Raw genomic sequence first — 23,871 nt, forward strand, 5'->3', positions numbered from 1 at the left:
GCTCGGCCCGGCACCGCGGTCCGCGGCGGCTTCCGGAGAGTGATTCAGGTGTCGCCGGGGGCCGCGGTCGGGAACAGCCGTTGACCGGCGCCGACGATGGTCGCGCGGCGCTCGGCGGGAAACGCTCCGCGTCATCGTGTCCGGGACGCCTTCGGCCGCGGCCCGAGCCCCGACGGAACGCGGATCAGGCCCTCCGTCCAGGGCGGCCCCGAGCATCGTCGTCGACCTCCGCGCCGGCGCGAAGTTGGGCGCGGGTACGCATCAGGATCCTGCCCAGCATGTTCTTTCCGGCGCCGGTCCGTCCTCTGCCCCAGTAGTGGTCGGTGTCGGTGTCCTCGACGATCGCCGCATCGCCGGTGCCCAGCAGAACGGCACGGATGTCGGCGTGGGCACGGAATTTGGCCAGCACCGCACGGCGCATCACGTCGTCCCTGACCCGTACCCAGTCCCGGCGCAGCGGCCGGCTCCGGTCACGGCCCAGCTCGGCGGCACGCAGCGGATCGGGCGCCCGGCGGACGACGTCGGCGTGGCGGGTACCGGCGAACTTCTGAGCCTGGAAATAGTGCTCGGCGGTGGGCCACCAGCACTCATCGAGGTCGAACCCGTGGGTGGAGAAGTTGGAGAAGCAGCCGTACGGGACCTCGTCGGCGCCGTAGAAGTAGATCGTCACCTGAACCTCGAGCGGTGGTCGTGAGCGCTGAACCGTGCCACGGACCTCGCTGAACAGACAACCGGAATTCGCCGGCCGGGCGGGTCAGGCCGGACCGTCGGCACCCCGGACGGTCGGGTCGTGGGAGTCGCCGCCAATGGTGGCGGCTGCTATCGGGCGTGCCGATGAAATGAGCGGATTCGGAGTCCGAAATCGTCGGATGACGGGATGCGCGGTGTCTCTGTCGAAGGTTGACGCGGAACACCGATAGCACGTGTAAGGATTGATCGGAATGGATTGTGCCTGTCGCGCTGCCGACAGTGCCGGCCTTCGTGCATGTGTTTATCATCCGAGAGGAATTCGGATTGAGGAGGCGATGCGCGATGGATTCGGAGACCCTCGTCGCGGAGTTCGGAAAAGATCCGAACTCCGTGTTTGTCGACATCATCCGGACGTCGCCCGAGCCGATTCCCGCTCAGCTAATCAAAAAACGGCTGGTCGACGCGGGCATGAAGAAAGGGGACATTGATCGCCACTGGAAACGGATCCAGCGCGTGATCGCCCTGCACCCGCAGATCGGTGTGGCGAACCGGAAATACGAGTGGCTCGCCGAGCGCCGGTCGGCGCGGAGTTCACTCGATCTGCTGGCCGGCCGCCTCGACGCGAGGCAGCCCCGGTGGCTGACCACCGCATGGACGCGGCACGTCGCGGACGCCCTGGATCGGGCCGTGCCCGCCGCCGGCTGGGCCGAACACCAGTTTCAGCAGGCCCGGCTGGTCGCCGGGCTGGCCGTGGCGGTCGAGAAGCTGCAGGCGGCCGGTGCTCCCTTCGCCGAAGTGATCGAGCTTCTCGCCGAGGAGTCCAGGCGGAAGCGGCTTTGGCGGGTGGGCGAGCCGGGCGATACCGTCCCGTTCGATCCGGAGGCGCACGAGGCCGAGCCGGAGGCACCCGAGCCCGGCACAGCGGTGCGGGTGGTTCGTCCGGGTTATGTCTGGCGCGGCAGCGGTAAGCAGCTGGTGGCGGCCAAAGCTACCGTAACCCTATAAGCGACCGCCATGGCCAAGCGAAGAAACAAATCCGGCAAGGGCGAGGTAAAAGAACTGGTTCGGGCTCGCGATCAGTCGGTCGAGGCGGCGTTCAGCAACAAGTGGTTCCTTCTCGACTTCTATCAACGGGAATACGTTTGGGAGGAGCAGCAGGTCACGCGGCTGGTGAATGACCTCTCCCGCAAATTCCTCGATCAGTGGCGAGAGTACCATTCGCTGAACGACGTCAAATCCTACGATCCCTATTTTTTGGGCCCGTACATCGTGCATTCGGAGGGTAGCAAGGTCTATCTGGTCGACGGCCAGCAGCGGGTCATCACTCTCATGCTTCTGCTGATCTATCTTCAGCGGCAGCTGACGGCGATGCCGAGTGCCAAGAGCAAAGCCGCCCAATTCCACACGTTGATCATGAACGACCGGTTCGGTAAGAAGCTCTTCCGGGTTGATGCCGATGAGTACGCCGACTGCTTCGACGCCCTGTTGAGTGGCCGCAATCCGCACCTGGACAACGCCCCGGAGGCAATCCGCCGGATCTGGCGGGCATACCTGGTCATCGAGGCCCACTTCAAGGAGAAGTTGCGCAGCGGCGCGCTGGTCCTGTTCGCGGAATGGTTGCTCAACCGGGTGTCGCTGGTCGCCATGGACGCGGGGGATCGCACGCGCGCCGAGGAGATGTACCAGTCCATCAACGACACGGGTCTCCGCCTCTCGCCGATGGATCTTCTCAAGCGTTTTCTGCTCAGTGATGCCGAGGACCCTCGCGCCATGGAGGGAACGTGGACCGAGATGGTGACGGCCCTGGAAGGGGTCGAGCGGGGTGCCGCCTTCGCGTATCTGAGGACCGTTCTGCGGGCCAGGTTCCCCGATGTCGCGCAGATGCCCGGGCCGAGTCTGAACGACGCGACCTTCGAGTGGGTCCGGGTGCACGAGGACGACATCTGGCGCACCCGGGAGCACGGGGATCGAACCCGCCTGGTGACCGATGTGCTCCACCGGTTCCATCAGCCGTACGGCAGGCTTCTGACGGCGCGGTCCGAGTTCGACCCGGCACTTCCGGCCGTCCGGTACAACGCCTTCAACGGCATCGTCGAGCAGTTCGACCTGACCATCGCCGCGCTGCGCCCCGGTGACGAGGATCTGCTGTGGGAGCGCAAGGCCGGCCTGGTGGCGAACTTCCTCGACCTCTTCTACGTGACGCGAACCCTCTACGACGAGCCGGTCGAGCAGAAGGACGTCGACGAACTGGTGTCGGCGGTCATGCCCAGGGTGCGGCAGTCCGAGACCCCTGACGAGCTCGGTCGCGCGCTCGGCGACCATGCGACCGGCTGGCCGGACCGGCTCGACCGTATCCCGGAGCTTCGCTATGACACCAAGCGCAGATTCGTCCACTACGTGCTGGCGCGTCTCACGGCCTGGGTGGAGATGGGTGCCACCAACGGCAAGCCGGATCCGACTGAGAGCTTCCTTAAGCGCCGGGAACAAGACCGCGACTTCGAGATCGAGCACCTGTTCACCAGCAAGGCCTCGGAGTACGCGCACAAGGTGCCGAACGAACAGCTGTACAAGTATCTGCGCAGCCGGATCGGTGGCCTGCTCCTGCTCGACGGGCCGGAGAACGGCAGATACGGCGGGATGCTCCTCGAGGACAAGCTCGTGCGCTATCGGAAGGACACCCGGCTGGCTGGGATGATCAATCCGGACTTCTTCCAGCGCAGCAACAGCACCCTGGAGAAGTTCCTCCGGGACAAGGGGCTCTTCTCGATGGTGGCGACCTACGACGCGAGCACTCCGCTGGAGCCGTTCATCGAGGCTCGTGGCCGGCTCTACCTCGAGATGGCCAAGCACGTCTGGAGCCTGGACGAACTCGGGCTGACAGCTCCGGCTCCGGCCGGGCCCGCCGCGCCGGTCAGGCGCACCCGCGCGAATGTTCGGTTCCGCGATCTGGTGGAGGCGCGGCTCCTCGACGCCGGCGTCCGCCTCATCGGTCGCCGCCGCGGCGAGGTGCACTATGCCCGCGTCCGTCCGGAGGGAACCATCGAGACCGAGGAGGGCTCTGTCGCGGCCTCGCCCACCGAGGCGATGCGAAACGTCGTCGGGTCGGCTCGCGATCCCTGGAGCTTCTGGAAGGTGGAGGGAACGGATGAGGAACTCGACGTGGTCCGGCAGCGCTACCTGAGGCGTGATTCATGAGCGGTGCCGGTGCTCGGCGACATCGCGCGATGGTCAGGCGGTCACCGCTCGCGGCGACCGCAGTTGCTCCCGCAGCCGGGCCAGCGCCGCGGCGAGGGACTGCGCGAACTCGGCCGGGGCACCGACGGCTCCGGGTGGGCGGCCAGCACGCGCAGGTCGAATGGGCTCTTACGTGGCCGCCGACGGGGAGCCGGCGGCCACCGGGACTGGCGAACGGGTCAGCTCACGTGGACTTCGCCCTGGTTGAGGACGCGGGGGAGGAAGTACGCCGTCTGGATCTCGGCGTTGGTGTTGCTGCCGCGCAGCTGCTCGGACCAGATCATGAAGTAGGCCCATTTCGGCTGGCTGCTGAGCAGGGACGCCGTCGGCACCTTGCCCATCTCGGCGATGGCGATCGGCTTGCCGGCCGCTATCGACTGGATCTGCGCGTAGTCGGCTGACGACGGGTAGCTCTTGTACCAGGCGTCGAGCGTGACCACGTCGACGTAGTTGCTGCCCGGGTAGTACTGCGACCAGTTGGCCGTCGGGTTGTCCTGGACGTTCCACACCCAGATCAGGTTGGTCAGGCCCTGGCTGTCGAAGTAATCACGCATCTGCTGGTAGATCTTGGCGGAGCCGTTGGCGCCCGGCCGATGGCCCCACCAGTTCCAGCTCTCGTTCATCTCGTGGAACGGCCGCCAGAGCACCGGGACACCGGCGTCCTTCAACTGCTTCAGATACGGTACGACGGCGGCCATCCGGTTGCGCCACGTCTGGTTGAGCGCGGTGCCGCCGGTGACGATCTGCTGGAACTGCGCGTCGGTGATGCTGGTCTTCACGCCGCCGTCGAAGTCGCAGCTCGCGCCGACGGTGGGGGAGCAGGCGTGCCAGGTGAGCGCGACCAGCGAGCCGTTGGCCCACTCGGTCTTGGCCTGGTTGATCACGCTCTGCCGGTTGGCGATGTCGGTGCTGGTGAACATCATGTCGCCACCCCACAGGCCCGGCCACTGGCCGGTGATGTCGTGCACCTGCTGGGTGTACTGGCCGGGCTGGCTGGCCGGCTCCTTGTTGTGCTGCCCGGAGACGATCGACGTGCCGGTGATCGACTTCAGGTAGTTGACGACTGCCGATTTCGGGGTGGCCGGGAACGCCGAGGCCGTCGGCGCGTCGATCAGGCTCGTGCCGAGCAGCGCGAGCGCGGCGCCGGCGGTCCAGACGGGACGGGGGATTTTCATCAGGGAACCTCCGTTGGGGACGGACTTCCTCGTTGCGCGGCTCAGCATGCGACCGTCGTTACCAGCCTGTCAAGATTAGATTATTAATTTAAGCAATGCTGAACCGCAGGAACCCCATGGAGTCGATGCGCCCGGCCGGCTACGCGACGCAGCAGGACGGCGACCGGTTGAGCGGCTGTCGCGCCGGTCGTCCGGCGGCTGCCCGTGGCGACGTGACCGGACGAGGCCGGGATCAGTTGGTGCTGTCGCGGGCCACCAGGTGGGCGAGCGGCGCCTGGTAGACCGCCGGCGGCTTGCCGGCCATCGCGTCGAGCATCGCGTTCGCCGCGATCTCGCCGATGCCGGCCACGTCGTGGCTGATCGCGGAGAGGGCCGGGGTGGCGAGCTGGCACAGCGCCGAGTCGTCCCAGGCGACCACCGACATGTCCGCCGGCACGGCCAGCTCGCGATCGCGCAGGGTGTCCAGGGCGGCCAGGGCCATCAGGTCGTTGTCACAGATGATCGCGGTGGGTTGGCGGGGGAGCAGGCCGGCCGTGGCGGCGCGGCCCGACTCGTACGAATAATCGCCCTCCGCCTGCACCACGGTGACGCCCAGCGCCTCCGCCTCGGACTGCGCGCCCTGCTGGCGCAGCCGGGTGTGCACCAAGGAGGGCGGACCGCTGATGTGCCCGATCACCCGGTGCCCGCGGCCGGCCAGGAAGCGGACCGCCTCCCGCGCGTAACCGGCGTCGTCGGTCCACACCGTCGGCAGCCCGGACGCCGCCGACGGCGCGCCGAGCAGCACCGCGGGCAGGCCGAGCCGGTCCACCAGCGCCAGCCGGTCGTCGTCGGCGGCGAGGTCGACCAGGATCACCCCGTCGACCCGCCGGCGCTCGGCCCACCGCTCGTACGTCTCGTTCTCCGCCTGCCTGTCGGTGACCACCTTGACCAGCACGGAGACCCCGGCCGGAGTCAGCATCCGCTCCAGGCCCTCGATGAACTCGTGGTAGAACGGCTCCTCGCCGAGCACCCGCGACGCACGCGCGAGAACCAGACCGACCCGCCGCTGCGCCTGTCCCACCGGTTCCTCCGCTCTCGTTCCGACGACAGGTACGGTATCGCCTGACAGTCGGTGGTTCGCGAAACGGAGACCATACGTCCATGGCACGTCGGGAGACCTCGGTGGCCGGGCCGGGCAGCCGGGCACTGGTGGTGGACGTCGTCCGCTCCGCGGTGTCGATCAGCCGGGTGGAGCTCGCCGAGCGTACCGGCCTCACCCAGCCGTCGATCTCCAACATCGTGCGGGACCTGATCGCCGACGGGGTCATCCACGAGACCGGGTCGGCCGACTCGGTCCGGGGCAAGCCGCGCAAGCTGCTCGCGATCACCGCCGCCAACCGGTTCGGCATCGGGTTCCAGCTCGGGCCGGACACGGTGACCTGCGTGGCCATCGACCTGACCGGCGGCGTGGTGGGCCGCGAGGTGGTCCCGTTCGACGGGGTGGACCTGACCGACCGGCTGGCCGAGCGGTTCGACGACTTCATGGCCGATCTGGACCTGCCCCGCGACCGGATCGAGGGCCTGGCCATCGTGGCGCCGACCGCCCGCCCCGGTGACGAGGCGGCCGGCCCGGAGCTGTCCGCCGTGCGGGCCGGGCTCGCCGACCGGCTGGGCCTCCCGGTGCTGGTGGAGAACGACGCCGCGGCCGCCGCGCTGGGCGAGTTCTGGAGCCGCCGGGTGTCGCGGGAGCAGGCGTTCGGCAGCGTCTACCTGTCCGCCGGGATCGGCGCCGGGCTGGTCTTCGGCGGGGCGCTGCACCGGGGCGCGAGCTTCGACGCCGGCGAGCTGGGGCACGTGTCGATCGCGTACGACGGACGGCCCTGCCCGTGCGGCAACCGGGGTTGTGTCGAGCGGTACGCCTCGATGGCGGCGACCGTCGACGCGGCACGCGACGCCGGTCTGCCGGTCGAGCAGAGGAGCATGTTCACCGCGTACGACGCGATCGCGCACGCCGCGGTGGGCGGCGACCCGAAAGCCTTCGCCATCCTGGACCAGGCGGCCACCTACCTGAGCGTCGCGGTGGTCTCCATGGTCAATCTGCTCGACCTGGGCCGGGTCGTGCTGACCGGGCCGGGCGTGGCGGTCGCCGGGTCGATCTACGCCCGCCGGCTGCGCGCGGCGCTGGCCGGCACCGCCCATGCCCGGCTCCGCCACGAGATCGTGGTGGAGCTGTCGGCGCAGCCCCGGGACGCGGCCGGGATCGGCGCGGCGGCGCTCGTCGTGCAGGCGTCGATCGCGCCCGGGCACACCGCCGGGCCGCCCGCCGGCGACAGCTGACGGCGTTCCGAACACTTTTCGCCGCTGCGGCGAAGTACCCGTGTGAAGCACACGACGGGGAGAGGTTCGGTGGTGACGTGGTCGTGACGCAGCCGGATATCACGGGCGTGGAGACCGATGCGGACCTCATCGAGCAGGCCGGACGGGCGCCCGAGCGGTTCACCGCCATCTTCGACCGGCACTATCAGGCGATTTACCAGTACGTGACGCGGCGCCTCGGTCCCGACCTGGCCGAGGACGTCGCCTCCGAGACCTTTCTGATCGCCTTCGACCGGCGGCAGAGCTTCGACGCGGATCACGGGGATGCGCGGCCCTGGCTGTTCGGCATCGCCTCCAACCTTGTCGCACGCCACGTCCGCGCGGAATCGCGTCGTTACCAGGCCCTGGCCCGGGCCGGCGGGCAGGACCTGGGCGAGCGGCGCGGCGCCGAGGACGCGCTGGCCGACGGCCATGCCGGCGCGGTGGCCGGGCGCCTGGACGCGGCCGCCGCCCGCGGCCGGCTCGCCGAGGCGCTGGCGGCGCTGCCGGAGCCGGTGCGCGCGGTGCTGCTGCTGGTCGCCTGGGCCGGGCTCAACCAGCAGGAGGCCGCGGCGGCGCTGGGCATCCCGGCCGGTACCGCCCGGTCCCGCCTGCACCGGGCACGACAGGCGATGCGGCAGGCGCTGGGCGCCGAGATCGAGACGGAGCGGTGATGGACGAGATCAGCATCCTGCGCGACACGTTCGGCCCGGACGCGGCGCCCGCTCCGGAGGCACGGCAGCGAGCCCGGGCCGCGCTGCGGGACCGGATCGCCGAAGCCGGCCGGCCCGGCCGTCGCCGGCACTGGCACTGGCACCTGCGGATCCCGATCGCCGTCGGGCTGGCCGGGGCCGCGGCCGCCGCGGTGGCAGTGGTGGTCACCGGCCACGACGGCGGCATGCCGGCACCGGTGATGCCCGCGGTACACCAGGGGCAGGGCGACCGGCCGGCGACGATGCCGTACCTCGAGCCGGTCAGCGCGGCGCAGTACCTGGAGAACGCGGCGTGGACCGTGGAGCGGCAGCCGTGGACCGATCCGGAACCGGACCAGTTCATGTATGTCGAGACCCGTGAGCTGCGCAACCCGGCGGGATACGAGAACCAGCACCCGAACGGCAGCCTGCTTCCCGGCAAGGCGAAGTACCGCAGGATCCAGGAGTGGCAGCGGATCGACGGCGAAGTATGGGCCAGGACCCGCAACACCGGCAAGATCGAGGTGGACCGGCAGGGCGAGGACGGGGTGAGCTGGGGCGTGCTCGACTACTCCCGGCTGCGCGAGCTGACGACGCCGGAGAAGGTCCGCGACTACCTCGACCACCCCGGACCGATCTCGATGGATCCCGCCGCACTGATCGGCCGGTACGTGCTGCCGCCGAAGGTCGAGGCGGCCTTCTTCCGATACCTGGCCCAGCTGCCGGGCATGAAGGTCAACCAGGACGCCGTCAACATCGACGGCCGGCCGGCGATCGGCATGGGCCGGATCGAGGAGGGCAACCTGTCGAAGGAGCTGCTCTTCGACAAGCGGACCTACCGGCTGATCGGTGACCGGCTGATCGTGGTGGCCGACGAGAGGAAGGATTCCGACGACGGGTTCCGGGTCGACCACAAGGGCGACGTGTTGCGGCAAGTGATCTACACCAAGCAGATCATCGTCGACAAGCTCTTCGACACGAAGTAGCCGGCCGGGGCGGACCTGGGCCGGGCCGGCCCCTGGGCCCGGGCGGGCAGCACTACCGGTGCTCCGCCCGGGCGGCGCGGCGATGAGTGGCCGGCATCGTGCTTTTCCGGTACGCCCGGCGCCCCGGCTCTACTGCAGCGCGCGGACCTCGATGCGGGACCGGGCGGCGGCCGAGCACCGTTCGGCCCAGCCGAGCGCGGCTTCGTTGTCCGGGACGTCGATGATCCAGAACCCGCCTACGTAGTGCGTCGCGTCAGCGAACGGTCCGGGGACGCGTTCCGCCTCGGAGCCGGTGGCGTCGATGGTGACCGCCGTCGACGGTGGCTGGAGCCCACCGGCGTGCACGAACGCGCCGGCCTCGCGCATCGCCGAGTTCACCCGGCCGACGGCGGCCACCAGGGCGGCCAGCTCGGCCGGGTCCGCCTCCCGCAGGGAGGTCAGCGTCGCCTCCTCGGCGGTGTCACCGGGCACTGTCAGGAAGTACTGGGTCATCGGACGGATCCTCCGCTGTCCTGCCAGGCCGGGCGCCTGGGCGGTTCTCACTGTCCGCCGCGCGGACCGGCCCCACTACGCTTTCGATGTGGATCGAAAGGCTGTGGAGTTCCGGCTGGGCTCGGCCGACATCACCGCGGTCCGGTTCGGAGTCTCGCCGGGATACGAGCTGGTCCACGCGGTGCGCGTGGTGCTCCGCCCCCAGGTCGCTCCGCTGCACTGGGGCTGGTTCCGCACCCTGCGCGACGAACCGGCGAGTGCGGCGTTCCGCCTGCTGGCGACGATCAGCGGCGTCGAGGGATACCTGCCCGACTTCCTCACCTCCGCACCGTCCGGCGACATGACGCCCGAGGAGGAGCTGGACCGGCTGCGCCAGGTGCCCGACGACCAGTTGCGGTACGACCTGGGCAAGATGGTGCTCCGGTCGAGCGGCGCCCGGCAACACGAGATCCGGGACCTGATCGCGCACCCGGCCCGGGCCCGGTCGGCGATCGTCGAGGCCTGGCAGCAGGTGTGGGAGACGCTGCTGGCGCCGGTGTGGCCGCAGATGCTGCGCCTGCTGCGCGCCGACATCGCGGTGCGGGCGCGGCGCAGCAGTGATGCCGGGCTGGCCGAGATGGCCGCCACCCTGCACTCGACGGTGACCTGGCAGGACGACGTGGTCCGGGTACGACTGCCGCACTACGCCAACACGGTGGACTGCGGCGGCACCGGGCTGGTGCTGGTCCCCTCGGTGATGGCCACCCGGCGCTGCTCGGTGCCCCGGGACCCGGGTCCTGCACACCCGGACACCGCTCGGTGAGGCGCTCGCGGGCGGGCACTGAGCCGATTCTGGCCGTCGTCGCGACACGAGGGCGCGCAGGCCACCGGTCATGGAATTGGCCATCAAGGTTTCCGTCTCCGCTCAATACGCTTTCACCATGACCGTCATAGCGCATTTCAGCGACATCCACGTCGACGGCGAGGACCGGAGCGCCGAACGGACGAGTCGCATCGTGCGGTACCTGAAGGCATTGCGGACATCCGTCGACGTCGTACTGGTGACCGGCGACCTGGCCGACCATGGTGCCGAGTCTGAATATGAGCGGATGGCCGAGCTCCTGGATCTCCCTGGGCCGGTGCTGTATTGCCCGGGGAACCACGACTCACGTGAGCCCCTCCGCAAGGTGCTGCTCCGTGAAGCTCCACATGGAGCGCCCGTCAACAAGGCGTACCAGATCAGCGGAACGTTGTTCCTGATGTGCGATTCGAGTATCCCGGATCGTGACGACGGCCGTCTTGCCGAGCGCACGCTCGACTGGATCGAGTCCGAACTGGTTGCCTCGGCTGCCCTGCCGGCGTTCGTCTGCTTCCATCACCCACCGGTAACGCTCGGTATCCCCTACGTCGATGCGATCAGGCAGTTCGCCACGGACAGGCTCGCCCGCCTGATCGCCCGCCACGACAACGTTGTCGCTGTGCTGTGCGGGCATGCCCATACCCCGGCCAGCACCACGTTCGGCGGCAAGCCTCTTCTCGTGGCTCCCGGCGTGGTCTCGACCTTGATGCTGCCGTTCGAAAGTGACGCTCTCGTGGATGAAAGCTTGCCGCCCATGCTGGCTCTGCACATCCTCGATGAGGAACGACGCTTGACCACACACTTCCGAGTGGTCCCCTGAGATAGACCGACGACCTCCGCAGCTGTTCTGGCTCGCTTTCCGTGAACGGGTTCGGCTCCTCGGGCGTTCAGCCTCCGTCTGTCAGAGTCACTGAATGGATGACAGCGGAGTGGTGACGCCCGATGGTTGTGCCGTCGAGGTGTATCTGCACCTACCCGAGAACGGGGAGCCGGACCTGATCGACAGGGTTGTTCCGGTGGGCTCGCGGATTCTGGAACTCGGGTGTGGCACCGGGCGGCTGGCCAATGTGCTCGCCGCCAGAGGTCATGACGTCGTCGGCGTGGACGAGTCAGCCGCCATGATCAGCCACCTTCAGGGCGTCACCCCGGTGTGCGCGCGGATCGAGAGACTGCACCTGGGGCGCACTTTTGACGCCGTCGTACTTGCCGCCCATCTGCTCAGCACAGTGGATCTCGAGCAACGCCGACTGTTTCTGAACACGTGCGAGCGGCATCTCGCTCGAGACGGCATCCTGGTTGCGCAATGGTTCCCACCGAGCTGGTTCGATGGGCTCGTTCGCGCCGGACGGCGTTCCGGGACGCTCGGCGCAGTGCGCGGGACGCTCGAGGTGGTGCGCGACGACGGCGAAGTGCTGTCAGCGCGAACCGTCTACGAGATGGGCGACCGTTCCTGGAGCCAGGTTTTCCAGGCACATCGCGTCACCGAGGACCGGCTCGGTGCGGAACTCATCGCTGCCGGCTTGTCGCTGGATCGCTGGCTCGACGACGCTCACGGTTGGTTCGCCGCTGCGAGACGCAGGTCCGGGCCAGCTTCCCTCCCTTAGGCGAGGAGGATTCGCTTCCGGTGAGGGTCTGGCCGGCGGTGACAGCGGCCCGGTCGGCGTTCAAGCGCTCGGCGAAGGTGCCGATGCCAGGCGGTCCGGCAGTGGCGGACGGGGTGTCGTCGCGGGATACGGCGGTGGGGCCAGCCGGGCGGCGAGGAACTTCGGGGCCAGTTCGCGATAGCTGTCGGTGAGCAGCTCGTCGATCTCGGTCCAGTCCGTGTGCGGGCCGAGGATCGCGGCGGCGACGTTGTGGCCCCACGGGGCGCGGAAGAACGGGAAGCCGGCCGCGGTGAGGCCGAGCAGGTCGTCGACCGGGACGCGGAACGTCAGGACGGTCGGCGGCTCGCCGCCGGTCACGTGCGCGGCGTAGACCGGGAAGCGGTCCGGGTCCGGGGTGTAGACGTGGGCGACGGTGCGCCGGCGGATCCGCCAGCGCACGCCGATCCAGGCCGGCTCCTCATAGGTCTCGGGCAGCTGCCGGCAGATCGGGCGCAGGCGGTCCAGCATCTCCGACGGTACGTCTCCGGGATCCGGCATGGGTCGACAGTAACCGGTGCCGGTGGCCGGCGCGCGCCCGTGAGAATCGTTCGCGTTGTTCGATCCGCGTCGATGATTCATCCGTACGGGCCATGTCGTTCCGTACCCTTCGCGGGGAACATGTCCGGGTGCCGCGATGGTCCCGACAGCCCCGTTTCTGGTTCGGCGTCTCCCTGGTCGTCCTGCTGCTCCTGGTCTGCGCCCTGGCCTGGTTCCTGCAGCACCAGGGACTGGACCGGGCGGACAAGTGGGCGAGCGTGGTGTTCGGCGGGGCCGGCACCGCCGCTGTCGTGGTCGGGGCGCTCTCCTGGCTGTGGCGGCTCGGCGGCCCGCGGGCCGTACCGGTCGGCGACGACACCACCGTCGCCCTGGACTGGCTGGCCGGCGCGCAACGCGAACAGTGGCAGGCGGAACAGGCCGCCCGCCGGGTGCGTGACCCGTGGCCGTTGAACGTACGGTGGCTGTCCAGCGCCCGCGCGCAGGCCGTGATGGCGAGCTGGGCGTCGGTGCGCGGCCGGCCCGGCGCTGCCCCGGCCGAGCTCGCCGGGGAGTACGCCGGGATCGCCGACCTGTTCACCGTCCCCGGCGGGCCGCGACGGCTGGTGGTGCTCGGCGAGCCGGGCGCCGGCAAGTCCATGCTGGTGGTGCACCTGGCGCTGCAGCTACTGGCCCGGCGCACCGCGCACGAGCCGGTGCCGGTCGTGCTGTCGGCCGCCGGGTGGAACCCGGTGCTCGGCCTCGACGACTGGGTGGCCGAGCAGATCGTCATGATCGACCGGCGGCTGGCCCGGCAGGTGCCCGGCCCGGGCGGCGCGCCCCGGTCGCTCGCCCGTGACCTGGTCGCGCGGGGCTTGATCCTGCCGGTGCTGGACGGCCTCGACGAGATGGCGGACAGCCTGCAGCAGGCGGCGATCCGGGGCATCGCGCAGTCCGCCGGCACCGGTCACGGGCTGGTCGTCACCTGCCGCACCCGGCCGTACGAGGCGGCGGTGGCCGGGTCCGGCCCGGTGCCCGCCGCAGCGGTGGTGGAGATCCAGCCGGTCGCGGCCCGCGCCGCCGCCCGGCACCTCGCCGACAGCGCCGCGCTGACCGACCGCCGCTGGCAGCCGGTGGTCGTCCACCTGACCGAGGTGCCGGACGCGCCGCTGGCCCGGGCGCTGTCCACGCCGCTGATGATCTGGCTGGCCCGGACCGTCTACCAGGACCCGGTCCGGGACCCGGGGGAGCTGCTCACCGCCGGGTGGGCGACCACCCGCGGCGGGATCGAGCAGCACCTGCTGGAGCACCTGGTCGGCGCGGCGTACGCGAGCGCGCTGGGCCGGTACCCGGCCCGTACCGCCGAGGACGCGGCGCGGGTCCGCCGCTGGCTCGGCACCGTCGCCGCGCACCTTCGCGAGCAGCGGACGTACGAGCTGGCCTGGTGGCATTTCAACGAGCTGCGCCCGGTCCCCGACGCGCAGTTCGTCTCGGTCGCGTTCAGCGTGATCGTCGCCCTGTTCACCGCGTGCGCCGCGATGCCGGCCGGCATGGCGGCGTTCGACCACGGGCGGGTGTCGCCCTGGCTGATGTCCTGGTACAGCGGTGCCACCATCGGCCTGGTCACCGCCTACGCCCGGCTGCTGTTCACCGACCGGTCCGTGCCGCGGCAGCTCACCCTCGCCGGCGCGGTCACCATGTACCTGGTGGTCGGCGCTCCGCTCGGGGTCGTCGCCACCCTGGCCGGGCAGCCGGTCGTCGGGCTCGGCCTGATGCTGTCGGCCGGCACCGTCAGCGCCCTGGTCGCCGGGTCGTCGGTGGCCGCGGCGGCCACCCGGCCGAGCCGCTCACTGCACGTCGACCGGCGGACCGCCCTCGTCGCTGGTCTCACGGCCGGGCTGGCGACGGGCTTCCTGTGCGCGGTGGCGCTCGGCGACAGCAGCCCCGGCATCTGGGCGGCGATCGCGGTGATCGCCGCGGCGGCGGTGGTCAGCTTCAGCGCGTGGGGGCAGTTCTGCCTGGCCCGGCTGGTCTCCGCGGTGGCCGGCGGGATGCCGCTGCGGATGATGGGCGCCCTCGAGGAGGCGCACGCCCGCGGGGTGCTGCGCCGCGCCGGTGGCGTCTACCAGTTCCGCCACAACCTGCTGCAGGACCACCTCGCCACCCACCGCTGACGGCCGTCCGCGGGACGCCGTGTCAGAGGATGGACATCGGGTCGGGCGGGAAGAGGTCGTGGCCGTCCCAGGGGTCGATCGGCTCGGGGTATTCCGGCTTCGCCGCCGCCGGCGCGGCGGGGACCGGTGCGGAGACAGCCGTCTCGGCGGGAGCCGGTGCGGAGACAGCCGGCGCGGTGGGAGCCGGCATAGGAACAGCCGTCTCGGCGGCAGCCGGCATAGGAACAGCCGGCGCGGTGGCAGCCTGCTCAGCGCTGGACGGCGTGGCCAGTAACCGCGCGGCCTCGGCGCGTTCCTCGTTGAGCCGGGTGCGCGCGGCCTCGAAGATCGTCCCGGTCATGCCGGTCAGCGGCTTGTCCTGCCACAGGCCGAGCGCCCGGTGCACCACCAGGGTCGCGGTGTCGGCGTTGCCGGTCTGTTGCTCGCGGCGCGCCTGGGCCAGGCCGGCGCGGAACCGGCCGGCGTCGACTGCGCTGTCGCCGACCCGCAGCACGTAGCCGCCGTCGGTGAGCGTCAGCAGCGACGTCCGCTCCGGATCCAGGGTCCGCCGCAGCGCCCCGATGCAGCGCAGCACCACGTCGACGCCGTTCTCCGGCGGGTCGCCGTCCCAGAGCGCGGCGACGATCCGCTCCATCGGCACCGGCCGGCCGGCGTGCAGCAGCAGGATCGCCAGGACCGCCCGCCGGCTGGGCGGGCCGAGGTCGATCGGCTCGTCGCCCCGGTAGGCCCGGATCGGGCCGAGGACTTCGAACCGCAGCGCGTCGGTCATCGTGGCGATCCCATGAAACGGCAGCATACGGCGGGACGGCGGCGAACCGGAGACACCCGTCCGGGTGTTAACTTTTACATCCATGTAGATGTTTGTGTGGCGGAAGGCTGCTCGGCGTCATGACGGCAACGCTCGGGGACATCCTGCTCGTCTTCCTGGCCGACCGGCCGGCGACACCGCACGAGCTGCAGCAGCGGCACGCCACCACGTTCGGCCCGGAGCAGGTGGTCGGGATCAATCGCGTCGTGGCCGCGCTGAACCGGCAGGAGAAACTGGGTCACGTCCGGCCGCTGGACGGCGCCGCCCGCCGGGGCCCACGGGTGTGCGCGCTGACCGACGCCGGCCGGGACCGGCAGCGCGCCTGGCTCCTCGACGTCCCGGACCGGCTCACCCGGGCGGAGGTGCTGGACCGGGTGCTGCTGACGATGGCGGCCACCGACCGGGCGACGTTCGAGGCGGTCATCGCCGGCTGCCTGGCCGTGCTGGAGCCGCAGCGCCGGCGCCGGCCGGCCCGCGCCAGGGTCTCCGCCCCGTACGCGCTCGCGGAATACGAGGACGCCGTCACCGCCACGCTCTGCGAGTGGCTGCGCGATCTGGCCGGCCGGACCAGGGAGCGAGACGCGGCGTGACTCCCCGCCGTACGCGAATCGGCTTTTTGGTCGGATCTTGTTATCCGAATGGGTGGTTTGGCGATTCTGCTCAGTGGAGAACAGGGGTCACACGTTCGCCGATGTTGAGGAGCCCTACCGATGACCGTCCTGGTTGACACCGCCGTCGAGACCGATGCTTCGACCAGCACGGACCGGGCCAGCGAACTGATCAACGCGCTGGCGGCCCTGCCGGCCGGGCACCCGTCCCGCCCCGAGCTGCGTGATCGCGCGATCGAGGCATGGCTGCCGCTGGCCCGCCACCTGTCCAACCGGTACGCCAACCGCGGCGAGCCGCGCGACGACCTCTACCAGGTCGCGGTGATGGGGCTGATCAAGGCGGTCGACCGGTTCGAGGCCGACCGGGGCGTCGACTTCGCCGGGTTCGCCATCCCCACCGTGATCGGCGAGCTGAAGCGTCACTTCCGGGACAAGACCTGGTCGGTGCGGGTGCCGCGGCGGCTGCAGGAGCTTCGCCTGGCGATCACCAGCGCCAACAACACGCTCACCCACGACCTGGGCCGCGCGCCGACGGTGACCGACATCGCCGAGTACCTCAAGATCACTGAGGACGAGGTCATCGAGGGCCTGGAGGGTGCCCGGGCCTACAACTCGACGAGCCTGTCGACGCCGATGACCGACAGCGGCACCGAGCTCGGCGACACCCTCGGCGGGATGGACGCCGGTTTCGAGGAGGCCGAGCTGCGGGTCGCCCTGGGCCCGGCGATGGCCACCCTGGACGAGCGCGAGCAGAAGATCATCAGCCTGCGGTTCTACGGCAACCTCACCCAGTCGCAGATCGCCGAGCAGGTCGGTGTGTCGCAGATGCACGTGTCGCGGCTGCTCACCAAGGCGCTCGCCAAGCTGCGCAAGCAGCTCGACGGCATGACCGTCTGAGCATCGCTCCGAGGCGGCCCGCTCCGGGCCGCCTTCTCGTGCGGGCCGCTTTCCTGCGCGGGCGCGACCGTTCTGAAGGGTGAATTCATCATTGACGCGCGTCCGCCGGGGTGCGGACCGCATGCTCCCGCGCGGGCCGAGGGCGGCGATCTGGCCGCTGCGCGTCCAGAGCGATCGCCGCCCTCTTCACTGTCCGTGGCTGGTCACGGTTACCCCGGAACCCGGCCCGCACCCTGCCCGCCGTGGCTCAGCAGGGGCCCTTGTCGGCCCAGACGTCCCACTGCCCACTGTGGGTGGCCGGTGACTCGCCCCGGGTCCACCACTTGGCGCGGTAGAGCCGCCCGGCGAACGAGACCTGCGAGCCGCCGGTGTAGACGCTGGTGGCGTTCCACGCCGGTGCGGTGCAGGCCGGACCGCTCGACGGCGGGCTGCTGGGTGTGGTGGAGACACTGGTGGACGGCGACGGCCCGGTGCCACCGGAGGTGAACGCCTCGAAGGCGTGGCTGAACTGCCACGTCGACTGGCTGACGCCCGAGCAGCTGTCACTGCCGCCGACGCCCGGGCAGCCCCCGTTGTCGCGCTGCAACGCCCAGAACGACAGCAGCCCGAGACCCTTCTCGGTCGCCCACTGCGCCACCACCGGCGCGTCGGCGGTGGTGAACGTCTCGGCCGGCCCGTAGTCGTCGATGCCGATCATCTCGGTCACCCCGACCATGTTCCACAGCTGCGCGTCGGTCCTGCCCGGGTAGAGCTGACGCAGCTGGTCATGCAGCCCGGTCGCGGCGGTCTTGGTGTCGGCGGCCATCTGGTGGGTGGCCCCGTCGTAGTAGTCGAAGGTCATGATGTTGACCAGGTCGACGCGCGCGTTGTTGGCCACCGCGTTGCGCAGCACGGCCAGCCCGGAGTCGGCCAGCCCGGTGGTGGTGGTCGGCAGCGTGTAGGAGAACTGCACGGTACGCCCCTGCGCCGCGGCCCAGTCCTGCACCTGCTTGATCGCCTTGTTGCGCCGGTCGATGCCCGCGCTGTTGGTCAGCGAGTTGTCCTCGATGTCGAGGTCGATCCGGGTCACGTCGTACGTCGTGATCACGTTCTCGAACACCGCGGCGATCGAGCCGACACTGGTGCAGCTGTCGGCGATCTCGGTGCCGGTGTTGTCGGCGGTGTACCCGCCGAACGACGGGATCACGTCGCCGCCGCCGGCCCGGATCGCGGCGATCTGGCTGCCGAAGACCGCCGTGGACACCGGGCTGCCGCTGTCGCCGTTCCAGTACGCGGTGCACGACCCCTTGGTGGCGGCCTGCAGGAACGCCATGGTCAGGTGCTTGGCGCCGGACTGCTGCGCCAGGGTGGCCGGGTTGTCACCGGTCCACGCCTCGAAGTAGGGGGCGAAGACATGCGCCGGCAGCGGGGCGGCCGCCGCGTCGGCCGCGTGCACCATCGCCACCGCCGTGGCGGCTCCGGTGACCGCCGCGAGCAGCGCGGCGGACAGGCGTTTTCGGATCATCGGAACGGCCTCCGAACTCTTAGAAAACCTTACTAACAGTGGGACCGTAGGAAGAAGGATCGGGATCTGTCAATGCATGACATCTGTCATGGGCATCGATGCGGCGAATCATTTAGGAAACTTTGTTAAAGATTCGAAACCTGGAGACGTCATGAAGAGATTGCTCGCCGTCGCCGCCGGCGCGGTGGCCCTGGCCGGAGCCGGGATCGCGGTGGCCGCCCAGGCCGACGCCGCCACCCTGGCCAGCAACTGGTACGCGTCAGCGCCCTACCTGATGCCGTTCGACAACAGTCCACCCGACCCGATCGAGGTCATGAACGCCACCGGGCAGAAGGCCTTCCAGCTCGCCTTCATCCTGGCCCCGAACGGCGGCGGCTGCACGCCCACCTGGGACGGCACCCGCCCGGTCGCCGACGACACCGCGGCGGCCGCGCTGATCGGCAAGATCCGTGACAACGGCGGCGACGTCAGCGTCTCGATCGGCGGCTACGGCGGCACCAAGCTCGGGCAGACCTGCGGCACCCCGGAGGCGACCGCCGCCGCGTACCAGCAGGTCGTCACGAAGTACGGCCTCAAGGCGATGGACTTCGACCTGGAGGAGCCGGAGTACGAGAACACCGCGGCCGTGCACAACGAGATCGGCGCCGCGAAGATCCTGCAGAGGAACAACCCCGGCCTGTACATCTCGATCACCACGGCGGGCACCTCGGCCGGCACCGGCTGGTTCGGTACCCAGATGCTCAACGACGCGAAGGCGCAGGGCTTCACCCCGGCCAACTACTCGATCATGCCGTTCGACGGCGGGTTCAACGGCGGCGGCGCGCAGGTGTCGGCGCTGGAGGCGTTCCACACCATCCTGATGAACACGTTCGGCTGGGACAGCGCCACCGCGTACGCGCACGAGGGCATCTCGCAGATGAACGGGCGCAGCGACGCCGGCGAGTACTTCCGGCAGGCCGACTTCCAGGCCACCCTGGACTACGCGCTGAGCCACAAGCTGGCCCGGTACACCAACTGGTCGGTCAACCGGGACCGGCAGTGCGCCGACCCGAACCAGAGCACCACCTCGGGTACGTGCAGCAGCGTGCCGCAGACGCCGTGGGAGTTCACCAAGTTCTCCGCCCGGTTCGCCGGGGCCACGCCGCCCACCACGCCGCCGTCGTCCTCGCCGTCGCCAAGCTCCCCGCCGACCGGCTCGTGCGCCGTGCCGGCCTGGAGCGCGACGGCGGTCTACACGCAGGGCAACCAGGCGAGCCAGAACGGCCACAAGTACACGGCCAAGTGGTGGACGCAGGGCGATTCGCCGGCCACCCACAGCGGGCAGTGGGACGTCTGGACCGACAACGGCAACTGCTAGGAGCTCTTTCGTACGCCGGTCCGCGGGCACCGTGCCCGCGGGTCAGCGGTCGGTCAGGCGCTCCATCCCGGCCTTCGACGCCCACCCCAGATACGTCACGACCGGTGGCCCGTCCGGATCGAGCACGAAACCGGTCAGCGGCCCGACCTGTTCGTCGGTCAGCAGTCCCCGGCGCCGCCGCAGCACCGCGCTGACAAGCCGTCCGATGCTCGCCGGCCGGAAACCACACACCTGCCCGCCGGACAACCCGTGCGCGGCCAGCGCCGCCCGGACCTCGCCGGGCGGCCGCAGCCGGGCCGCCGCGTACCGCCCCGGCGGCATGATCCTGGTGAACGGAACACCCTGGAACGCGCCCAGGTACACCACCCGCGCGGGCACCGTCCGATTGACCGTGTCGTAGACGAGCACCCCGCCCGGCCGCAGCACCCGGGCCACCTCGCCGAGCACACCGTCCAGGTCGCCGGTGATCTCGAACGTGTCGGCACAGTAGACGAGGTCGAAGGACTCGCCCGGAAACGGCAGCTCCTCGCTCGGCGCGGTCACGAAATCGACCCCCGGCACCGACTCCCTGGCCAGCTTGGTCGCGGCCGCCGACGGGTCGACGCCGGTGACCTTCAGGCCGAGCCCGGCCAGACCGGCCGGCAGCACCCCACGGCCACTGCCGACGACCAGGGCACGAGCCGCCGGCGAGACACGATCAAGAGCGATTTCCCGTACGTACTGAAGTCGCACCTCGTGAAAAGCGGCAGCCCGCAGATGTCGCCCGTCGATGGCGTCCGCCGAACGTGTGTCGAGCTCCAGGCGTGGACCGGCCATGACACCTCCATGAGTTCCCTCAGGGAACTCTACTCGCACTATGCTTCCGTGTATGACCCGCACGCGACTCGCCGAGGTGGCCTGCTCCATCGCCCGGGCGACCGACCTGTTCGCCGACGCCTGGACCGCGCTGATCATGCGCGACGTGCTGGTCGGCATCACCCGGTTCGACGACCTCGCCGACGACCTGCGGATCTCCCGCAAGGTGCTGACCCTGCGCCTGACCCGGCTGGTCGACGAGGGCGTGCTGGCCCGCGAGCGCTACCAGGACCACCCGCCCCGCGAGCACTACGTGGCCACCCCCAAGGGCAAGGAACTCTTCCCGGTCCTGCTGGCCCTGATGAACTGGGGTGACCGCTGGTACGGCCAGGACGGCCCGCCGGTCCGCGTCCACCACCGCGACTGCGGGCACGACACCACGGCTGTCACCACCTGCGCCCACTGCCACCAGCCGCTGACCATCGACAACACCACGCAGCTGCCGGGCCCGGGCGGCCGGCTGGGCCCGGGCACCTCGGTGATCGGCCCCCTGCTGGCCGCCCGCACCGCCCGCCCCTGACGGCCGGCCGGCGGAGTCCCAAGCGCGACATGGCGGTTCCTCGCGTTCCGTTTCCGTGGGAGTGTGGCATCGACACTCGTGAGTGATCGGGGAGGCGAGCAGGATGCGGATACGTGGGGCCACGGTGGCCGTACTCGTCGCCGGTGCGGCGCTGACCGTGCCGGGCGCGGCGCTGGCCGACGTGCCACCGCCGGCCAGGGTGGTGTCGCGGTACGAGACGGCCAGCGGCAACACCCTGGGCCGGGACTGCGGGTTCAGCGCGCCGCTGCCGTCGGCGAGCGGGCAGGCGCTGTGGACCTTCTGCGACACCGCCGTGGTCAACCCGGCCGGCACCGTGATCGGCTTCATCGGCGGGTCGACGGCCGCGGTCGGGTCGTACACCGCCGGCCAGGTGCCCAGCACGCTCAGCGAGCTGCCCACCCCGCCCGCCGCGCCGGCCGTGCCGAGCAACCGGGGGCCGGCGCCGTTCCTGCCCACCCCGACCGGGCTGGTGCTGCCCGGCACCACCACCGCCTGCGGCGCTGCCGACACCGGCTCCTACGCCGCCTCCTGGATCACCGGCCTGACCCGCGGTCCGAATCGCACGATCAGCGGCCGTAGCGGCTCGTCGCTGCTGTTCCTGACGTACACCAACGTCTGCGTGTACAACAAGGCCTGGACCACGCAGAGCTACGGGGTGACGTTCTACGACCCGGCGACCAACCAGCTGGTCGGCCCGGCCACCGTCTTCCCGCGCCCGGCCACCGGCGAGCTGGCCTGGCAGCGCCGCCTCGGCTCGCCCACCTTCGCCGCCGACGGCTACCTCTACCTGTACACGTTCCTGTGCACGTCGTCGGCGTACGGCGCGTGCGGAGCGGGAACCGTCGCGCTGGCCCGTACCCCGTGGTCGTCCAGTGCGGGCTGGTCCTCGGGCGGCAGCTACCGCTACTGGACCGGGTCCACCTGGTCGTCGGACTCGGCGGCCGCGACCTCGGCCCTGCCGGGCGCCCGGCCGTTCGGCATCGACGTGCGGGTCTTCCCGGGCCGGGGCTACGTCGCCGTCGAGCAGACCACGATCGCCGGGCACTACCGGGTGTGGACCGCCCCGGCACCGACCGGCCCGTGGACCGCCGGCACCGAAGCGGTCCTGCCCGGCTGCGCCAGCACCACGAAGAGCTGGTGCTACGCCTTCATCGGCCATCCCGAGCTGAGCACCACGAGCGCGCTGTTCATCTCCCACTTCCACCCCGACGACAATCACGTACGCGTGGTCGCCGTCCCCTGGTGACCGACCAGGCAGCGGCCGAGGAACGGACGGGTCCGGGCGCCCCTGTCGCCCGGACCCGGCGCGGGCCAACCCTCCGAACCCGAGCGTGAGCGACACGCGGCCGGTCCGGTCATGCCACAATCCCGTCGATGCATGAGATCGTCACCGCGGCGCTGATTCGCGAAGGTCGTGTCCTGCTCGTCCACCGGAGCCCGAGCCGCCGTGTCTACCCGGACGTGTGGGATCTGCCCGGCGGCCACGTCGAGGCGGGCGAGACGGAGCTGGCCGCTCTCGCCCGGGAGATCCACGAGGAACTCGGCGTGCGGATGGCAACAGGCTCGGCGACTCACCTGTGCCGGCTGGAGGTGGGCCGGGGCGAGGAATCCGTGCGCTTCAGCGCCTGGCTCGTCGACGAGTGGGCGGGAACACCGGCGAACGCCGCTCCCGAGGAACATGACGAGATCCGTTGGTTCCGCCCGGAGGAGATGCCTCCGCTCGCCCACGAACCCGTGGGCACGGCGGTGCTGGAGGCGATGCGGGCTGCCCGCGCCTGAGCCGTCACGCCCTCTTCCCGCTGGTCTCGCCGCCAGTGCCCCGTCGGCCGCACCCGAGATCACCTCGCCTGATCGCAGGTCTGGCTCCTCGCGGTGGCTGCGAGCGGGTCGTCCGCCGGCCGGTGCCGAAGGTTGCGGACGTCCGGGCTGGCCATGGACGCCAGGGTCGACGCGGCGATCAGGGCCGCGGCGCCGGTCAGCACCGGCAGGTCGCCGAGGTGGGTAGCGAGCGGCCCTGCCAGGGTCTGCCCGACCGGCACCGCCGCTGTCGCACCGAGAAGCTGATAGGAGGCGACCCTGGCCAGCCGGTCGGGCGGGATGTGGTCCTGGACGGCGACGGTCGCGGCCACACCGACCTGTTCCATGGCCGCCCCGACCAGGAAGGCGACCGGAACGAGCAGGGCGAGGTTCGGCGCGAGCCCGAGGGCCAGTGGCAGGGCGGCGCTCACCCCGGTCAGGGCGACACCGTACGCCACCGCCCGGCTGGGCTGCCATCGAAGGGCGAGCAAGCCACCCGCGATCGCGCCGGCCATCTGTGCGCCGAGCAGGGCGCCCCAACCCGCGGGCCCGAAGTGCCGGTCGGCGACGCCGGGGCCGATGACCAGGACCGCCCCCGCCCAGACCGCCTGCCAGACGGTCGCCTGCGCCACGACGACACACAACCAGGTGTGCGACCGGAACTCCGTCCAACCCCGCACCAGGTCGGGAACGGTGCTGATTCGAGGGGCTTCCGAATCTCTTTCTGAGCTGTCATCCAACGGCTTTCCGTGGCGTCGCCGCGAGGCGGGGG

Annotated in this window: 23 protein-coding genes and 1 pseudogene; 15 read left to right on the forward strand and 9 right to left on the reverse strand. The window is 70.6% G+C overall.

Annotated elements, in window-relative coordinates; translation table 11 throughout:
• Positions 1-184: 184 nt before the first annotated feature.
• Positions 185-670, reverse strand: a complete 486-nt coding sequence (locus tag Actob_RS21620; protein ID WP_284922138.1) for an NADAR family protein — start codon at positions 668-670, stop codon at positions 185-187.
• 362 nt (positions 671-1,032) lie between these two features.
• Between Actob_RS21620 and Actob_RS21625 the strand changes: the two genes are divergently transcribed.
• Both Actob_RS21625 and Actob_RS21630 read left to right on the forward strand, forming a co-directional pair.
• A complete protein-coding gene (locus Actob_RS21625; RefSeq protein ID WP_284922139.1) occupies positions 1,033-1,695 on the forward strand; it encodes a nucleotide exchange factor GrpE in 663 nt (220 codons plus the stop codon).
• A 9-nt stretch (positions 1,696-1,704) separates the two neighbouring features.
• Positions 1,705-3,885, forward strand: coding sequence for a GmrSD restriction endonuclease domain-containing protein (locus Actob_RS21630; RefSeq protein ID WP_284922140.1), 2,181 nt, complete (start codon positions 1,705-1,707; stop codon positions 3,883-3,885).
• A 218-nt stretch (positions 3,886-4,103) separates the two neighbouring features.
• Here the strand turns inward: Actob_RS21630 and Actob_RS21635 are convergent, their stop codons facing one another.
• Both Actob_RS21635 and Actob_RS21640 read right to left on the reverse strand, forming a co-directional pair.
• Positions 4,104-5,099: a glycosyl hydrolase gene (locus tag Actob_RS21635; protein ID WP_284922141.1), complete on the reverse strand. Its 996-nt coding sequence runs from the start codon at positions 5,097-5,099 to the stop codon at positions 4,104-4,106.
• Between the two features lie 232 nt (positions 5,100-5,331).
• Positions 5,332-6,159 carry a LacI family DNA-binding transcriptional regulator gene (locus Actob_RS21640; RefSeq protein ID WP_284922142.1) on the reverse strand — a complete coding sequence of 276 codons (828 nt, stop codon included), beginning with the start codon at positions 6,157-6,159 and terminating at the stop codon, positions 5,332-5,334.
• A gap of 80 nt (positions 6,160-6,239) precedes the next feature.
• On the opposite strand from Actob_RS21640, the gene Actob_RS21645 reads away from it, so the two are divergent.
• The 3 genes from Actob_RS21645 (at position 6,240) to Actob_RS21655 (ending at position 9,111) form a co-directional block, all read left to right on the forward strand.
• On the forward strand, positions 6,240-7,415 hold the full coding sequence (locus tag Actob_RS21645; protein ID WP_284922143.1) for an ROK family transcriptional regulator: 1,176 nt from the start codon (positions 6,240-6,242) through the stop codon (positions 7,413-7,415).
• A gap of 83 nt (positions 7,416-7,498) precedes the next feature.
• Positions 7,499-8,107, forward strand: a complete 609-nt coding sequence (locus Actob_RS21650) for an RNA polymerase sigma factor (protein ID WP_284922144.1) — start codon at positions 7,499-7,501, stop codon at positions 8,105-8,107.
• Positions 8,107-9,111 (forward strand): CU044_5270 family protein, encoded by a 1,005-nt coding sequence (locus tag Actob_RS21655; protein ID WP_284922145.1) that lies wholly within the window; start codon positions 8,107-8,109, stop codon positions 9,109-9,111. Before Actob_RS21650 ends, Actob_RS21655 begins: the two co-directional genes overlap by 1 nt.
• A 129-nt stretch (positions 9,112-9,240) precedes the next feature.
• Here the strand turns inward: Actob_RS21655 and Actob_RS21660 are convergent, their stop codons facing one another.
• Entirely contained in the window at positions 9,241-9,603 is a 363-nt protein-coding gene (locus tag Actob_RS21660) for a YciI family protein (RefSeq protein WP_284922146.1), read from the reverse strand.
• 88 nt (positions 9,604-9,691) lie between these two features.
• On the opposite strand from Actob_RS21660, the gene Actob_RS21665 reads away from it, so the two are divergent.
• The 3 genes from Actob_RS21665 to Actob_RS21675 all read left to right on the forward strand — a co-directional run bounded on the left by Actob_RS21665 (position 9,692) and on the right by Actob_RS21675 (position 12,045).
• Positions 9,692-10,405 carry a DUF5937 family protein gene (locus Actob_RS21665; RefSeq protein ID WP_284922147.1) on the forward strand — a complete coding sequence of 238 codons (714 nt, stop codon included), beginning with the start codon at positions 9,692-9,694 and terminating at the stop codon, positions 10,403-10,405.
• A 70-nt stretch (positions 10,406-10,475) separates the two neighbouring features.
• Positions 10,476-11,261 carry a phosphodiesterase gene (locus Actob_RS21670; RefSeq protein ID WP_284922148.1) on the forward strand — a complete coding sequence of 262 codons (786 nt, stop codon included), beginning with the start codon at positions 10,476-10,478 and terminating at the stop codon, positions 11,259-11,261.
• Positions 11,262-11,355: 94 nt separating this feature from the next.
• Entirely contained in the window at positions 11,356-12,045 is a 690-nt protein-coding gene (locus Actob_RS21675) for a class I SAM-dependent methyltransferase (protein ID WP_284922149.1), read from the forward strand.
• A 60-nt stretch (positions 12,046-12,105) separates the two neighbouring features.
• Here Actob_RS21675 and Actob_RS21680 read toward each other — a convergent pair whose 3' ends face one another.
• Positions 12,106-12,582, reverse strand: coding sequence for an MmcQ/YjbR family DNA-binding protein (locus Actob_RS21680; RefSeq protein ID WP_284922150.1), 477 nt, complete (start codon positions 12,580-12,582; stop codon positions 12,106-12,108).
• Positions 12,583-12,710: 128 nt separating this feature from the next.
• Between Actob_RS21680 and Actob_RS21685 the strand changes: the two genes are divergently transcribed.
• Entirely contained in the window at positions 12,711-14,732 is a 2,022-nt protein-coding gene (locus tag Actob_RS21685) for an NACHT domain-containing protein (protein WP_284922151.1), read from the forward strand.
• 22 nt (positions 14,733-14,754) lie between these two features.
• Here Actob_RS21685 and Actob_RS21690 read toward each other — a convergent pair whose 3' ends face one another.
• Positions 14,755-15,501, reverse strand: coding sequence for an AfsR/SARP family transcriptional regulator (locus Actob_RS21690; RefSeq protein ID WP_284922152.1), 747 nt, complete (start codon positions 15,499-15,501; stop codon positions 14,755-14,757).
• A gap of 119 nt (positions 15,502-15,620) precedes the next feature.
• Between Actob_RS21690 and Actob_RS21695 the strand changes: the two genes are divergently transcribed.
• Together Actob_RS21695 and Actob_RS21700 are read left to right on the forward strand one after the other, a co-directional pair.
• Positions 15,621-16,130, forward strand: a complete 510-nt coding sequence (locus Actob_RS21695) for a hypothetical protein (RefSeq protein ID WP_284922153.1) — start codon at positions 15,621-15,623, stop codon at positions 16,128-16,130.
• Positions 16,131-16,250: 120 nt separating this feature from the next.
• Positions 16,251-17,045, forward strand: coding sequence for an RNA polymerase sigma factor SigF (locus Actob_RS21700; RefSeq protein ID WP_284922154.1), 795 nt, complete (start codon positions 16,251-16,253; stop codon positions 17,043-17,045).
• Between the two features lie 247 nt (positions 17,046-17,292).
• Here the strand turns inward: Actob_RS21700 and Actob_RS21705 are convergent, their stop codons facing one another.
• Positions 17,293-18,549 carry a chitinase gene (locus Actob_RS21705; protein WP_284922155.1) on the reverse strand — a complete coding sequence of 419 codons (1,257 nt, stop codon included), beginning with the start codon at positions 18,547-18,549 and terminating at the stop codon, positions 17,293-17,295.
• A 1,204-nt stretch (positions 18,550-19,753) separates the two neighbouring features.
• Here Actob_RS21705 and Actob_RS44085 point away from each other — a divergent pair.
• Positions 19,754-19,903, forward strand: a pseudogene (locus tag Actob_RS44085) (carbohydrate-binding protein); the annotation flags it as partial.
• Between the two features lie 45 nt (positions 19,904-19,948).
• On the opposite strand, the gene Actob_RS21715 reads toward Actob_RS44085, so the two are convergent.
• Positions 19,949-20,722, reverse strand: a complete 774-nt coding sequence (locus tag Actob_RS21715; protein WP_284922157.1) for a class I SAM-dependent methyltransferase — start codon at positions 20,720-20,722, stop codon at positions 19,949-19,951.
• A gap of 52 nt (positions 20,723-20,774) precedes the next feature.
• Between Actob_RS21715 and Actob_RS21720 the strand changes: the two genes are divergently transcribed.
• The 3 genes from Actob_RS21720 (at position 20,775) to Actob_RS21730 (ending at position 23,081) form a co-directional block, all read left to right on the forward strand.
• Complete coding sequence (locus Actob_RS21720; protein ID WP_284922158.1) at positions 20,775-21,281, forward strand: winged helix-turn-helix transcriptional regulator; 507 nt, start codon at positions 20,775-20,777, stop codon at positions 21,279-21,281.
• 103 nt (positions 21,282-21,384) lie between these two features.
• Positions 21,385-22,548, forward strand: coding sequence for a hypothetical protein (locus tag Actob_RS21725; protein WP_284922159.1), 1,164 nt, complete (start codon positions 21,385-21,387; stop codon positions 22,546-22,548).
• A gap of 128 nt (positions 22,549-22,676) precedes the next feature.
• Positions 22,677-23,081 carry an NUDIX domain-containing protein gene (locus tag Actob_RS21730; protein ID WP_284922160.1) on the forward strand — a complete coding sequence of 135 codons (405 nt, stop codon included), beginning with the start codon at positions 22,677-22,679 and terminating at the stop codon, positions 23,079-23,081.
• A 59-nt stretch (positions 23,082-23,140) separates the two neighbouring features.
• Here the strand turns inward: Actob_RS21730 and Actob_RS21735 are convergent, their stop codons facing one another.
• The gene (locus tag Actob_RS21735) at positions 23,141-23,779 is read right to left on the reverse strand and encodes an MFS transporter (protein WP_284922161.1); all 639 of its coding nucleotides are present in this window, start codon (positions 23,777-23,779) and stop codon (positions 23,141-23,143) included.
• Between the last annotated feature and the right edge of the window lie 92 nt (positions 23,780-23,871).

The sequence above is a fragment of the Actinoplanes oblitus genome (assembly GCF_030252345.1).
In the GTDB taxonomy this organism is placed as follows: domain Bacteria; phylum Actinomycetota; class Actinomycetes; order Mycobacteriales; family Micromonosporaceae; genus Actinoplanes; species Actinoplanes oblitus.

Excerpts from the sequence above, each read along its gene's own strand:
- Actob_RS21705 (WP_284922155.1), bottom strand. The coding sequence starts at position 18,549 with ATGATCCGAAAACGCCTGTCCGCCGCGCTGCTCGCGGCGGTCACCGGA.
- Actob_RS21720 (WP_284922158.1), top strand. The coding sequence starts at position 20,775 with ATGACCCGCACGCGACTCGCCGAGGTGGCCTGCTCCATCGCCCGGGCG.
- Actob_RS21630 (WP_284922140.1), top strand. The coding sequence starts at position 1,705 with ATGGCCAAGCGAAGAAACAAATCCGGCAAGGGCGAGGTAAAAGAACTG.
- Actob_RS21680 (WP_284922150.1), bottom strand. The coding sequence starts at position 12,582 with ATGCCGGATCCCGGAGACGTACCGTCGGAGATGCTGGACCGCCTGCGC.
- Actob_RS21725 (WP_284922159.1), top strand. The coding sequence starts at position 21,385 with ATGCGGATACGTGGGGCCACGGTGGCCGTACTCGTCGCCGGTGCGGCG.
- Actob_RS21670 (WP_284922148.1), top strand. The coding sequence starts at position 10,476 with ATGGAATTGGCCATCAAGGTTTCCGTCTCCGCTCAATACGCTTTCACC.
- Actob_RS21645 (WP_284922143.1), top strand. The coding sequence starts at position 6,240 with ATGGCACGTCGGGAGACCTCGGTGGCCGGGCCGGGCAGCCGGGCACTG.
- Actob_RS21730 (WP_284922160.1), top strand. The coding sequence starts at position 22,677 with ATGCATGAGATCGTCACCGCGGCGCTGATTCGCGAAGGTCGTGTCCTG.
- Actob_RS21695 (WP_284922153.1), top strand. The coding sequence starts at position 15,621 with ATGACGGCAACGCTCGGGGACATCCTGCTCGTCTTCCTGGCCGACCGG.
- Actob_RS21715 (WP_284922157.1), bottom strand. The coding sequence starts at position 20,722 with ATGGCCGGTCCACGCCTGGAGCTCGACACACGTTCGGCGGACGCCATC.
- Actob_RS21660 (WP_284922146.1), bottom strand. The coding sequence starts at position 9,603 with ATGACCCAGTACTTCCTGACAGTGCCCGGTGACACCGCCGAGGAGGCG.
- Actob_RS21635 (WP_284922141.1), bottom strand. The coding sequence starts at position 5,099 with ATGAAAATCCCCCGTCCCGTCTGGACCGCCGGCGCCGCGCTCGCGCTG.
- Actob_RS21675 (WP_284922149.1), top strand. The coding sequence starts at position 11,356 with ATGGATGACAGCGGAGTGGTGACGCCCGATGGTTGTGCCGTCGAGGTG.
- Actob_RS21690 (WP_284922152.1), bottom strand. The coding sequence starts at position 15,501 with ATGACCGACGCGCTGCGGTTCGAAGTCCTCGGCCCGATCCGGGCCTAC.
- Actob_RS21700 (WP_284922154.1), top strand. The coding sequence starts at position 16,251 with ATGACCGTCCTGGTTGACACCGCCGTCGAGACCGATGCTTCGACCAGC.
- Actob_RS21625 (WP_284922139.1), top strand. The coding sequence starts at position 1,033 with ATGGATTCGGAGACCCTCGTCGCGGAGTTCGGAAAAGATCCGAACTCC.
- Actob_RS21655 (WP_284922145.1), top strand. The coding sequence starts at position 8,107 with ATGGACGAGATCAGCATCCTGCGCGACACGTTCGGCCCGGACGCGGCG.